The organism is Dyella thailandensis (assembly GCF_050749815.1).
GTDB lineage: Bacteria > Pseudomonadota > Gammaproteobacteria > Xanthomonadales > Rhodanobacteraceae > Dyella_A.
This window is the reverse complement of the sequence record NZ_CP192735.1, coordinates 1,117,576-1,130,462: the sequence shown is the minus strand read 5'-3', so window position 1 is coordinate 1,130,462 and position 12,887 is coordinate 1,117,576. Positions and strand designations below refer to the sequence as shown.

10 protein-coding genes are annotated in these 12,887 nt (G+C 68.3%); 5 read left to right on the top strand and 5 right to left on the bottom strand.

The window, feature by feature from the left end:
* Window positions 1–16: 16 nt before the first annotated feature.
* Genes ACQVBX_RS05215 through ACQVBX_RS05205 form a run of 3 tightly spaced genes read left to right on the top strand, consistent with a single transcriptional unit; the run spans window position 17 to window position 4,151 of the window.
* Window positions 17–1,471 carry an MFS transporter gene (locus tag ACQVBX_RS05215; RefSeq protein ID WP_431636898.1) on the top strand — a complete coding sequence of 485 codons (1,455 nt, stop codon included), beginning with the start codon at window positions 17–19 and terminating at the stop codon, window positions 1,469–1,471.
* 47 nt (window positions 1,472–1,518) lie between these two features.
* The gene (gene nhaD / locus ACQVBX_RS05210; RefSeq protein ID WP_431636896.1) at window positions 1,519–2,913 is read left to right on the top strand and encodes a sodium:proton antiporter NhaD; all 1,395 of its coding nucleotides are present in this window, start codon (window positions 1,519–1,521) and stop codon (window positions 2,911–2,913) included.
* 53 nt (window positions 2,914–2,966) lie between these two features.
* The gene (locus ACQVBX_RS05205; RefSeq protein WP_431636895.1) at window positions 2,967–4,151 is read left to right on the top strand and encodes a cation:proton antiporter; all 1,185 of its coding nucleotides are present in this window, start codon (window positions 2,967–2,969) and stop codon (window positions 4,149–4,151) included.
* A gap of 12 nt (window positions 4,152–4,163) precedes the next feature.
* Here the strand turns inward: ACQVBX_RS05205 and ACQVBX_RS05200 are convergent, their stop codons facing one another.
* The 5 genes from ACQVBX_RS05200 to ACQVBX_RS05180 all read right to left on the bottom strand — a co-directional run bounded on the left by ACQVBX_RS05200 (window position 4,164) and on the right by ACQVBX_RS05180 (window position 8,828).
* A complete protein-coding gene (locus tag ACQVBX_RS05200) occupies window positions 4,164–5,474 on the bottom strand; it encodes a type II toxin-antitoxin system HipA family toxin (protein WP_431636892.1) in 1,311 nt (436 codons plus the stop codon).
* Window positions 5,471–5,860, bottom strand: a complete 390-nt coding sequence (locus ACQVBX_RS05195) for a helix-turn-helix domain-containing protein (protein WP_431636890.1) — start codon at window positions 5,858–5,860, stop codon at window positions 5,471–5,473. The genes ACQVBX_RS05200 and ACQVBX_RS05195 overlap by 4 nt, the downstream gene beginning before the upstream one ends.
* Window positions 5,861–6,048: 188 nt before the next feature.
* Window positions 6,049–7,461, bottom strand: coding sequence for a cryptochrome/photolyase family protein (locus ACQVBX_RS05190; RefSeq protein ID WP_431636889.1), 1,413 nt, complete (start codon window positions 7,459–7,461; stop codon window positions 6,049–6,051).
* A 100-nt stretch (window positions 7,462–7,561) separates the two neighbouring features.
* Entirely contained in the window at window positions 7,562–7,957 is a 396-nt protein-coding gene (locus ACQVBX_RS05185) for a response regulator (RefSeq protein ID WP_431636888.1), read from the bottom strand.
* A 322-nt stretch (window positions 7,958–8,279) separates the two neighbouring features.
* A complete protein-coding gene (locus ACQVBX_RS05180; RefSeq protein WP_431636886.1) occupies window positions 8,280–8,828 on the bottom strand; it encodes a transcriptional regulator in 549 nt (182 codons plus the stop codon).
* A gap of 657 nt (window positions 8,829–9,485) precedes the next feature.
* On the opposite strand from ACQVBX_RS05180, the gene ACQVBX_RS05175 reads away from it, so the two are divergent.
* Together ACQVBX_RS05175 and ACQVBX_RS05170 are read left to right on the top strand one after the other, a co-directional pair.
* Complete coding sequence (locus ACQVBX_RS05175; protein ID WP_431636885.1) at window positions 9,486–11,714, top strand: alpha-N-acetylglucosaminidase; 2,229 nt, start codon at window positions 9,486–9,488, stop codon at window positions 11,712–11,714.
* Window positions 11,711–12,859: an acyltransferase family protein gene (locus ACQVBX_RS05170; protein WP_431636883.1), complete on the top strand. Its 1,149-nt coding sequence runs from the start codon at window positions 11,711–11,713 to the stop codon at window positions 12,857–12,859. Before ACQVBX_RS05175 ends, ACQVBX_RS05170 begins: the two co-directional genes overlap by 4 nt.
* Window positions 12,860–12,887 lie beyond the last annotated feature (28 nt).

Below are 12,887 nucleotides of genomic sequence, written 5' to 3'. Positions count from 1 at the left end.
GGTATCATCCACAGCGATGTCTCCTCCCCCTTCCCTGCCGGCAGCGGTTCCCGCCGCCGACGACGTCGCCGCCGCCTCCTCGCACGCCAGCTATCGCGGCCTGCTGTGGCTGGTGGCCGCGGCGTTCTTCATGCAGGCGCTCGATTCCACCATCGTCAACACCGCCGTTCCGGCGATGGCCACCGCGCTGGAGGTCACGCCGCTGGGCATGCGCAGCGCGCTCACCAGTTACGTGTTGACGCTGGCGATCCTGATCCCGGCCAGCCCCTGGCTGTGCGACCGCTTCGGCACGCGGCGCGTGTTCGCCGCGGCCATCGCCACGTTCGGCATCGGCTCGCTGCTGTGCGGCGTGGCGCAGACGCTGCCGGAGTTGGTGGTGGCACGGGTGCTTCAGGGCATCGGCGGCGCCTCGCTGATGCCGGTGGGGCGCTATGTGCTGGTGCGAACGATCGACAAGCGCGAATACGTGCACGCGATGAGCACGGTGGCCACCTTCGGCCTGCTCGGCTCGGTGCTGGGGCCGCTGCTGGGCGGCCTGCTGGTGGAGTTCACCAGCTGGCGGTTGATCTTCCTGATCAACGTACCGGTGGGCCTGGCCGGGCTGTGGATGAACCAGCGCGACATGCCGGACTACCGGCTGGAGCAGGCGCGGCCGTTCGACGTCAGCGGCTTTCTGCTGTTCGCAGCCGCCTCGGCCCTGCTGCTCACCGCGTCCGAGCAGGCCGGCGCCGAAGTGCATCACTGGTCGCTGGTGGCCGGCAGCAGCGCGCTGGCCATCGGGCTGGGCGCGCTCTACGTGTGGCACAGCCGGCGCACCACATACCCGGTGGCCGACCTCACCCTGCTGCGCGTGCGCAGCCTGTCGGTGGCGCTGGTGGGCAACCTGTTCACGCGGCTGGGCATCGGCGGCATGTTCCTGCTGCTGGTGCTGTTTCTGCAGGTGGGCTGCGGCTGGTCGCCCACCATGGCCGGCCTGATGATGGTGCCGCAGGCGCTTGGCTCGATCAGCTCCAAGTGGGTGGTGAACCGGCTGCTGCTGCGGCTGGGCTATCGGCGCCTGTTGATCGCCAACACCACGGCCGTGGCAGTGATGCTGGCGCTGTTTTCGCTGGTCGACGGCAGCACGCCGACCTGGCTGATCGCCATGCTGGTGTACGTCTATGGCGGCTTCACCGGGCTGCAGTACACCAGCATGAACACGCTGGCCTACACCGACGTGGACATCCGCCACGCCTCGATGGCCTCGTCGATGGCCTCCACCACGCAGTACCTGTCGATCAGCTTCGGCATCGCCTTCGCCTCGCTGCTGATGGAGATCTTCGTGGGGCGCGAGGTGCACGCGGCGCACGCCTACGTGGCGGCGTTCCACATCACCGTACTGGTGCTGGCGGCAGTCACCGCACTGGCTGCGACGATCTTCCTGCGGCTGCGACCGGATCATCCCGGCGCGGTGCGTGCAGCGGCTTCGTAACGGCTGCTACCCTGCCCGGTCCCACTGGACGATTCCAAGGACCCCGCATGCGCTGGACCCTCGCCTTTGCCGCCCTGCTCGCCAGCGCTCCGGCCGCGGCCGCCGAGGCCCAGGAGGTGAACTTCCGCCTCACCGCTCATCCGGTCGGCTGGATCGCGCTGGCGCTGTTCGTGCTCGCGTACGTGGCGGTGATCTTCGAGGAGCGCCTGCACATCGCCAAATCCAAGCCGGTGATGCTGGCCGCGGCGTTGATCTGGGGCATGCTGGCTTGGGCCACCGGCGAACCGGGCAACGTGGTGTCGCCGGCGGCCACCGCGTTCGAGAGCATGTTTCTCGAATACGCGGAGATCTTCTTCTTCCTGGTGGTGGCGATGACCTACGTCACCGCGATGGGCGAGCGCAACGTGTTCGAGGCGCTGCGCGACACGCTGATCCGCCGCGGCTTCGGTTACCGCTCGCTGTTCTGGATCACCGGGCTGATTGCGTTCTTCCTCTCGCCGGTGCTGGACAACCTCACCACCGCGCTGGTGATGTCCGCCGTGGTGCTCGCGGTAGCCGGCGGCAACCGGCGCTTCATCGCGCTGGCGATGATCAACCTGGTGGTGGCGGCCAATGCCGGCGGCGCCTGGAGCGCGTTCGGCGACATCACCACGCTGATGGTATGGCAGGCCGGCAAGAGCGGCTTCTTCGATTTCTTCCGGCTGTTCGCGCCGTCGCTGGTGAACTGGCTGGTGCCGGCGATCCTGATGGCGTTCGCACTGCCCAAGGGGCAACCGGAGTGCGGCGCCGGTGTGAGCCACCTCAAGCCCGGCGCCATCGGCATCTGCCTCACCTTTGCGCTGACCATCGCCGTCACCGTGGTCGGTCGCCAGTGGCTGGGCATGCCGGCCGCCTACGGCATGCTCACCGGCCTGGCGTTTCTCAACCTGGTGGCCACGCGCATCGATCGGCACCAGCGCCGCTACGCGCTGGCACAGGGCGAGGAGCCGCAGACCTATTCCATCTTCCGCATCATCGCCAACGCCGAGTGGGACACCCTGCTGTTCTTCTACGGCGTGTTCGCCTGCGTCGGCGGACTGGCCGCGCTCGGCTACCTGGAGCTGGCCTCGCACCAGCTCTACGGCAACCTCGGCTACACCCTGGCCAACGCCATCATGGGCGTGACCTCAGCGGTGGTGGACAACATCCCGATCATGTTCGCGGTGCTCAAGATGAACCCGCCGATGGACGAGGCGCAGTGGCTGCTGATCACCCTCACCGCCGGAGTCGGCGGCAGCTTGCTGTCGGTCGGATCGGCCGCCGGCGTGGCGCTGATGGGCGCCTCGCGGGGGCAGTACACCTTCATGAGCCACCTGCGCTGGACCTGGGCGATCGCGCTGGGCTACGTCGCCAGCATCGCGCTGCACCTGTGGCTGGCAAGCCACGTGTTCCACGGCGGATGATCGACCCGCCCGCCGTGTAGCATGGTCGGCCACACCGAAGGAGCGACCGACGCATGCACCACGCCGCCGACATCCTGCTGACCCTGTTCGTGATCTTCATCGCCGCGCAGATCGGCGCCGAGATCGCGCAGCGGCTGAAACTGCCCGGCGTGGTCGGCGAGATCGCCGCCGGCTGCGTGGTCGGCCCCTCCGCGCTGGGCTGGCTCACGCCCGAGCAGATCCTGCCCGGCACGCCGCTGGACGTGCTGGCCGAGATCGGCGTGGTGCTGCTGCTTTTCTCCGTGGGCCTGGAAACCCGACTCGACGATCTGAAAAAAGTCGGCAAGAGCGCGTTCCTGGTCGGCGTGCTGGGCGTGATCCTGCCGTTCGGGCTCGGCGCGCTGTGGGCGCACGGCGAAGGCTTCGACTGGATCAAGTCGCTGTTCGTCGCCGCCGCCTTCGTCGCCACCTCGGCCGGCATCACCGCGCGCGTGCTGCAGGAGCTGGGCGTGCTGTCGCGGGTGGAGAGCCGGGTGATCCTGGGCGCGGCGGTGATCGACGACATCCTCGCCATGCTGCTGCTCGGCGTGGTGTCCTCGCTGCAGGGCGGCGGTGAATTGAATCTGCAGTCGCTGCTGCTCACCCTGGCCGGCGCCATCGGCTTCGTGGCCATCATCGGATGGGGCGGCACCAAGGTGATGCGCCGCGGCTCCGGCTGGCTGGAAAAACCGATCAGCCCGCACTCGCCGCTGACCCTGGTGCTGGCGATCTGCCTGGGCCTGGCGTGGCTGTCCACGCGCTTCGGCCTGGCCGCCATCATCGGCGCCTTCCTCGCCGGCATGATCGCCTCCGAAACCCGCCAGCGCGAAGACCTCGAGCACAAGACCCTGCCCCTGCTCTCCTTCCTCACGCCGTTCTTCTTCGTCATCACCGGCGCCAAGGTGAGCCTGTCGGAACTGGCCAGCGTCGACGCGCTGATGATGCTGGCCATCGTCACCGTGATCGCCATCGTCTCCAAGCTCGCCGGCGGCTTCCTCGGCGCGCTCTCGCTGGGCAAGCGCAGCGCCGCCATCGTGGGCTTCGGCATGGTGCCGCGCGGCGAAGTAGGCGTGGTGATCGCCGCACTGGGCCTGGCCGCCGGCGTGTTCAACGAACGCGTCTACGCCATCATCGTGGCGATGTCGCTGCTCACCGCGATGGTGACGCCGCCGGTGCTGGCGATGCTGCTCAAGCGGACGCCGACGACCCCCAGCGCCTAAGACGCTCCGACACTACGGTCGTCTGGCCCGGCTCGCTCGAGGCGCGATCGATCGGTTGATCGCTTCCAATCGTTGCGCGATCGGCGCCAGGGTTGCTTTGCTCACACCCATTTCCTGGGCCATGGGCACCACCTTGCGCGCCACCTCGGCCATCGTCTGGATGATCGGTCGCGCCTGCGTTTCGGTCAGGTGGTAGTACGGCGCCAACTTCAACAGATCCTGCCGGGTCGGGTCCGGCGATGCGCCACCGGCGAAAGTCATCGTGTGATAGCCGCCGGGCCCGGACATATACGTCAGGTCGTACGCGGGAGAAACATCCCAGCGACCGTCCGCCCCTTTCACGAAAGCGAAGTTCTTGGCGTGATCGTCGCGCACGCTCATCGCCGCATTGAAAACCGCGCGTGCATAGGCCTCCGCGTACGCATCGGGGGGCACCTGCAGCGCGTCCATCGCTTGCGCCAGATTGGCGTAATCCAGGCCGATCGCGCGATGGGAAAAATGCAAGAGGCCGCCCAGCGTATGCGTGAACACGCTGCCGCCCGGCGAGCGGTCGAAGCGTTCGGTCGCAAAAGCCGGCTTGCCTCGTATCGTCAGGATCACGCTGTCCATCACTCGCAACCCTGCGTCGCGGGCGCTCTGCATGTAGGCCTGCTCCAGCAGCGGCGCATCGTGGGGCTCATCGCGGCCGGCAAACTTGATCAGCCAGGATCGGTCCCCCTCCGCTGGCGCGCCAGCGGTCACCTTGGCGTAGCGGAAGTGCTCGTCGCAATCCACCATGACTTTGGGACGCGCGCCCTGGGGAGAGCTGCCAGCCTGCAAGAGCTCGTCGGACACCACGTCGATGTGGCCTTCGATCAGGTGCTGCATGTCTTTACCCAGCGCGTCGAGCGACATCACCTGCTCGAGGTCTTCCCCAATCACCGGCTGAAACGACAGCGAGCCCCACGCGCGATCGCCCAGAAACGCCAAGCGCGTGGCGGGCGTGATCAGCTCCGGAGGAATCCCCGCCCGTGCAAGCGCCTTGTCCATGAGGTACAGGCCCCAGCCATCGGGTAGCGCATCGTTGAGAAACCCGGGCAAGCCGAGGTACTCCGGCGGCAGCCCCTGCTCCTGGCGGCTGGACCAGACGCCCATGTCCGTGGGCAGGCGCAACGGGGAAAGATCCAGGCGCTGCGCTCGGGCCTCCTCGCTCCACTCGAAGTACGCCACAGCGTTGGCGCGCTCGTAGTTCAGGCGGCCCACCGGAACGGGCGCACCCAAGTGCCATGTCGACACATCCACCTGGTGGATCGGGGCATGGAGCCACGCCGCAGAGATAGTCATGCCTTCTCCGACTTTTTCTTCGCGGTTGCAGGCGTCGAGCGCACACGCCGCCCCAGCACATTCGGTTCCTCGGCGCCGGTCAACTGGACGTACTGCTCGTGGGCCTTCAGATTCGGGAAATTCGGAGCGGCCAGCATGCTCAGAAAGTCGGCGCCTTGGTTCAGCGCCAGGAGAATGCGCAGGAGATTCCACGAAGAGACCGCCTGGCCCTTTTCGACGGCCTTGATGGTCTGCACCGACACTCCTGCGCGCGCGGCCAGATCAGCCTGGCGCCACTTGAAGGCGATGCGCTGAAGTCGCAGTCGCCGGCCCACTTCCGGCGGGAAATTGTCCATGGTCGGCAAGTCCGGCCGACGCTGCGCCATCAGATCGCTCAGATCCCTCATGGAGGTCCACCACCAGTAAAGTGCCTCTTATCATACCTTAATTAAGGTATCTCAAGAGAGCCTTTAACAGGTGTTTTACCGCAGGCATTCAGGTGCCAAGGCCGCGACTTTCGATCAACCAGCAGCCGCCGACGCCGGCAGAGGCTAGCCGATTCACACCTCGCTGGATCGAACGCCAGGCGATCCGCTCAGCCCTTCACCGCCTGATAAGCCTCCAACGCCGCCGCCCGCGATTCACCCAGATCCACCATCGGCGCCGGATAGCCGGATTTGCGCAGCAGCGACGGATCCTTCCACGGCTCGTGCCGCAGGGCCGGCACGGCGTTGGCCAGCTCGGGAATCCAGCGCGCCAGGTACTCGCCCTTGGCGTCGAACTTCTGCGACTGGCTGACCGGGTTGAACACGCGGAAGTACGGCGCTGCGTCGGCGCCGCAGCCGGCCACCCACTGCCAGCCCAGCGAGTTGTTGGGCAGGTCGGCGTCCACCAGCGTGTCCCAGAACCAGCGCGCGCCGTGGTGCCAGTGCTGGCGCAGATTCTTGGTGAGAAAGCTGGCCACCACCATGCGCACGCGGTTGTGCATCCAGCCGGTGTGCCACAGCTCGCGCATGCCCGCGTCCACCAGCGGGATGCCGGTGCGGCCGCACTGCCAGCGCTCGATCAGCGTGTCGTCGGCCTTGGCCCAGGGAAAGCCGTCGAACTTCGGGTTGAAGTTGGCGGTGTGCGTTTCGGGGAAGTGGAACATGAGGTGATGGGCGAACTCGCGCCAGCCCAGCTCGCGCAAAAACGGCTCCACGTCCGGCCGTTTGCCGCTGCGTTTGGCCAGCAGCGCGTGCAGGCCGGCCTGCGCCTGACGCGGCGAGATCTCGCCGAAGTGCAGGTGCGGTGACAGCCGCGAGGTGCCGTGGCGCGAGGGGATGTCGCGGCCCTCGGCGTAGTCGTTCACCGCGTCGTCGGCAAACAGCTCCAGCAGCTCCTGGGCACCGCGCTCGCCGGGCGTCCACGCCTTGGCCATGCCGGCGTCCCAGCGGATGCGCGGCAGCAATTCCAGCGATTCCAGCGACGCGCCGCCCTTAGCCGTTGCTCCACGCAGGGGCTGCGGCACCGGCAGTGGCTCGGCGTCGTCGATCAGCGTGCGCAGGTTGCGCCAGAACGGCGTAAACACGCGGTACGGGTCGCCTGTCTTGGTTTCCACCTGCCACGGCTCGCGCCACAGCGCCGCGTTGAAGCTGTACGCGGCCACACCCTGCTCGCGCAGCGTCTGCTTGATGTGCTTGTCGCGGGCGATCGCGGCCGGTTCGTAAAGGCGGTTCCAGTACACCGCCTCGGCACCGGTCGCCTGGATCAGTGCAGTGAGCTCACCGAGGCTGTCGCCGGCACGCAGATGCAGCTCGGCGTGGTGGGCGTGCAGCGAGGCGCGCAGGGCTTCAAGCGAGTGATGCAGCCACCAGCGGCTGGCCGCGCCCGGCGCCCAGTCGCCGTCTTCCTGCGGCGCGTGGATGTACACCGGCAGCACGCGGTCGTGCGCGGCGCAGGCGGCATGCAAGGCGGGGTTGTCGGCCAGCCGCAGGTCGCGGCGCAGCCAGACGATGGCAAGAGACATGGGGCATCCGGTGCAAGCAATAGCCACAGGGTACGTGGAACCCGGTGAGGCAGATGCATGGCGGCGCACCGCCCGCGCGGCACCGCCGCGTCAACGCGTGTCAGCCCGGCTGGGCCTGGCGTTCCCGGGCGAGATGGGCGGCCTCATCGATCGCCGTCATCAACTCGTAGCCGCCGAACGGCTTGCGGATGAACACGCTGCTTTCCGGCATCAGCGTCGCTTCCGCGCGAGGGTCGGCCGAGATCACCACCAGTGCCACCTCGGGGTGGCGCGTCATCGCCTCATGGCAGATGTCCACGCCCGTGGCCTCGCCGGCCAGGATCACGTCGGCGATCAGCACGTCCAGCCGCTCCAGCTGCGTCATCAGGTGCCGCGCCCCGTGCGAGCCGAGGGCACAGAACACCTCAAAGCCATCCTTGCCTTCCAGCAGGATGCGCATGGTCTCAAGTACGGCAGGATCGTCGTCGACGATCAGGACCACCCGGGTGGCGCTCATCTCTTCCCCCAGCCCGCACCTACAGCAGGTGCGGCATAAGCCCCACAGTCTACCTGCGCGCCGGTCGAGCGGAAGCGTCCGTTTCCACCTTAGGAAAAAATCCTAGCCGGTTCGGATCACGGCGAAGGAGGAACGCCGACCGATGACGGCATTCAGGCCAGATAGCCGCCGGTCGAGCTGGCGAGCCAAAGCAGCAGCACGGCCACCAGCACCAGCGTCGCCGCCAGCCCCACCGCATCGATCACCGCTTCGATCCGCATGTCGAAAAGTCCGCCCAAGGAGCGCACAGCTTGGGCAGCTCATCTTTCTGGGAGATGACAGCTCAGCCGGAAACAGGCCGGGACGCCAGGAGACGCAAGAACTCCGTCATCGCCGTCGCGTCGATGACCCGCCCGCTAGGCTCCAGCATGTCGTACACGCGTTCCAGCATCCCGGACAAATCGCCAGGGAGACATCCGTTCGACGACAACTCGACAACACCGCCGAGTAGGCGTAACGCGATCGACGTGCGCTTCGCATCGAAGGAGGGCGACGAAGGCGTTGCACCCGCGCCGATGTCCAGCGGGCCGGGCGCATGCGCACCCGCGTCGACCCCGGGCGTCTCGCCCACGTCGTCGATGGCGTCGCCGGCCCACATCGCGCCCTCACCCGTCATCAGCCAGACCAGCGAAACCCCCAACACCCGCGCCAGTACGAGACAACGGGCGCGCGACGGGTCGCTTTTGCCATCGCGCCAGCTGCGAACCAGGCTTTCACTAAACCCACATCGACGGCCGATCTCCGTGGCGCCGTGGAAATGCTTCGCGAGCAGTTGGATGCGCTCGGCAAAACTGCTCGAAGAAACATGGGTCGGCAACGGGGATTCACTCATAGACGCTTACCGCGCAGGATTCGATTCGATGCAGGCCAGCCGCGGCGTCGCCACGCCCCCAAGGCGATGCGCGCGGCGCGACGGACCGCCCCATGGCCCGTCACTTCAATAGTTACGATATAACATAACTGAAGCGCGGCGCACCTACGCCAGTGCTCGATGGCGATCGCTGCCTGCGGAGTGCATCCCACTTCCCAAACAGGGGGAGAAAGTCGGCCCGGGGCCGCTCTTCCGTCCGCATCCGGCCGGCACGTGGGGTGCCCACGCACGTGTGTGCGATGGGTCGCTCAAGGGCGCATACGCGGGCGGCGCGAGTTGGAGGCCTTTCTCCTCACCTACGCCGGGTCGCACCCCAAGCGGCGGTTCCACTGCCGCTGCCGATCGATCTGCGTGGCGCCGTTGAACTACGCCGCATGCATGCCACGGGATGCCCGGCGCAAAACGACTTGAAGGCCACGCGCCAAAGCCGCGATCTGGAGGGCGCCACATCAGCGGCTGGTGGCTCGCGGGACACCGCCCAGTTGAATCTTTTCGGGCGGATGCTCGACACTCCAAGTCGTCGATGTAAACGTTTTCATTATCGCCACACCGCACCCCGTTTGACCCATTGGTCAGCGGCGCCGGCGCTTTGCCCAACTCCACCCAAGGACGTCCGCCATGCCCACCCCGCCCCGCGGACGTCCCCGCCGCCCGCTCGCTTGGTTCGCCATCGCGGCGTTGTGCTTCTGGCACAACTTGGCCCTCGCCGCCCCCGGCGTGCCGGCCGCGCATGCCGTGCTCGAACGTCTGATGCCGCACTTGGCGCCGCAGATCCACCTCACGCTCGCGCCCCGGCCCGACGGCAAGGATTACTTCCGCATCACCGGCAGCGCCGGCCACATCGAAGTGAGCGGTGGCACCATCCCCACCCTGCTCTACGGCGTGAACCACTACCTCACCACCGTGGCGCACCTGCAGGTGTCGACCAACGGCAGCCAGCTCGGGCCGCCCGGCCTGGTGTTGCCCGCGCCGCCCGCGCCGATCGAGCAGGCGGCGCGGTACCGCTGGCGTTTCGCGCTCAACGAGAACACCGACGGCTACACCACGCCCTACTGGGACGAGGCGCGCTGGCAGCGCGAGATCGACATCCTCGCCCTGCACGGCACCAACGCCATGCTGCTGGAGCGCGGCATGGACACCGTGCTGTACCGCACCTTCCGCGACGCCGGCTACGACGACGCCGCGATCCGCGCCTGGATCACCAGCCCGGCGCACCAGAACTGGCAGCTGATGGGCAACATGTGCTGCTTCAACGGGCCGATCTCGCGCGCGCTGCTGGACAAGCGCGCCGCCTCGGCCCGGCACATCGTGGCGATGCTGCGCGCCGTGGGCATTGCGCCGGTGCTGCAGGGCTACTACGGCATGGTGCCGGCCGACTTCGCCAAGCGGCACCCGGGCGCACACGTGGTCGACCAGGGCGAATGGTGCGGCTTCACCCGTCCGGGCTGGCTCGACCCGCGCGACCCCTGGTTCGCCAAGCTAGCCGCGTCGTTCTACCGGCACGAGCGCGAGCTGCTGGGCGACGCGCCGATCTACGACATGGAGATCTTCCAGGAAGGCGGCGGCGCCGGAGGCGTACCGGTGGGGCCGGCGGCCCAGGCCGTGCAACAGGCCCTGCTGCGGGCGCATCCCGACGCGCTGTGGATGCAGATGGCCTGGCAGAAGAACCCGCTGCCGGAGCTGGTGGCCGCGGTAGACCCGGCGCACATGCTCATCGTGGACATCGAGCAGGGCCGCATCGCCCGAAACGACCGCGACGCCCAGTTCCACGGCATCCCGTGGCTGTTCGGCGGGCTGTGGGAATTCGGCGGCCGCACCACGCTGGGCGCGCCGCTGTATGACTACGCCGTGCGCCTGCCCACGATGGCCGCGCAGCCGGGCAGCCGCATCGTCGGCACCGGCCTGTTTACCGAAGGGCTGGACACCAACCCGTTCGCGTTCGCGCTGTACACGGCGATGGCCTGGCACACCACGCCGGTGAACCTGGACCAGTGGGCCCGCGACTACGCGGTGCGCCGCTACGGCGGCGACGACCCGCACGCCGAACGCGCCTGGCAGATCCTGCGCCGCACCGCCTACGGCTTCCGCGCCGATCCGCCGCCGGGCGGCGGCGAGCGCGATGCCGCGCACGATTCGCTGTTCGCCGCCGAGCCATCGCTCACCACCCGCCACGCCGCCACCTGGTCGTCCGACCGGCCGCGCTACGACCCAGCCGAGCTGGCCCCGGCGCTGACCGAACTGCTGCAGGTGGCCCCGACGCTGCGCCACACCGACACCTACCGCTACGACCTGGTCGACGTGGCCCGCCAGGTGCTGGCCAACGAGAGCCGCCGGCTGCTGCCGCTGATCGGCCAGGCCTACACCGCGCGCGACAAGGCGCGCTTCGCCGCGCTCACCGCCGAATGGCTGCGCGACATGCGCATGCAGGACACCCTGCTGCAGACCCACCGCGACTTCCTGCTCGGCGCCTGGCTGGCGCGGGTGCCGGCGTGGGCGTCCTCGCCCGGGGAGCTGGCCCGGCTGAACTACGACGCGCGCTCCATCCTCACCACCTGGGGCGAGCGCAAGGCCGCGGTGGACGGCGGCCTGCGCGACTACGCCAACCGCGACTGGGCCGGCCTGGTGGGCGATTACTACCTGCCGCGCTGGCGGATGTTCTTCGCCTCGCTGCAGCGCGCGCTGGATACCGGCAAGCCACCGCAGCCGATCGACTGGTACGCCTTCGGCGACCGCTGGAACCACAGCCACACCCGCTACGCCGCCGAGCCGCACGGCGACGCCTACGCCCAGGCGCTGGCCATTGCCCGCGCACTGCAGCTTGCCCCCGCCGACGAGGCCCATCCTTGAACACCCCGATCGCCCCACCCTCGCGCCTGCGCGCCATCGACCTGCTGCGCGGCCTGACCATCGCCTTCATGATCATGGCCAACAACAACGGCGGCCCGCACGCCTGGTGGGCGTTCAAGCACGCCGACTGGAACGGCTTCACCCCCACCGACCTGGTATTCCCCACCTTCCTGTTCCTGGTGGGCGTGGCGATCGTCTACTCCACCGCGGCACGCTTCGCCCGTGGCGACTCCCGCAGCACGGTGCTCACCCACGCGCTGTGGCGTGCAGGGATGCTGTTCGTGTTCGGCCTGGTGGTCAACAGCTTTCCGCACATCGACCTGGCCACCATGCGGTTCTACGGGGTACTGCAGCGCATCGCCGCCTGCTACCTGCTGGCCACGGCGATCTACCTGTGGCTGCCGTCGTGGCGGGTGTGGCTGGGCGTGATCGTCGCGGCGCTGCTCGGCTACTGGTGGCTGATGCGCTTCGTGCCGGTGCCCGGGCTGGGCCTGCCGGTGCGCGACATCCCGCTGCTCGACCCGGACGCCAACCTCGCCGCCTGGCTCGACCGCCAGCTGTTCAGCGCCGCACACCTGTACGAGCGCACCCGCGATCCGGAAGGCCTGCTCAGCACCCTGCCGGCGCTGGCCACCACAGCCATCGGCATCCTGGCCGGCCAGTGGTTGCGCAGCACACGCGACCTGCCGCGCAAGGTCCGCGGCCTGCTGCTGGCCGGGCTCGCCTGCGTGGCGCTCGGCGCGCTGTGGAACCTCGGCTTCCCGATCAACAAAAAGCTGTGGACCAGCGCCTACGTGCTGTTCGCCGGCGGCTGGAGCGTGCTGCTGCTGGCGTTTTTTCTGTGGGCGGTGGACATCGCCAAACCGGCCGGGCCGGATCGGCGCCCGCCCGCCTGGCAGATGCCGCTGCGCGTGCTCGGCACCAACGCCATCTTCGCCTACATGCTCTCCGAGCTGCTGGCCGCCGGCCTGTGGAACATCCATCTCGCCGACGGCCGCCCCGTGGCCGACGTCATCGGCACCGCCTTCGAGACCACGCTGGGCCAGAACGGCTTCATGGCGCTCACCTACGCGCTGCTCTACCTGGCGGTGTGCTGGGTGCCCACCTACGTGCTGTACCGCCGAGGGATCTTCCTCAAGGTGTAATGGCGCGGAGGAAAACGGCCGTTGCCGC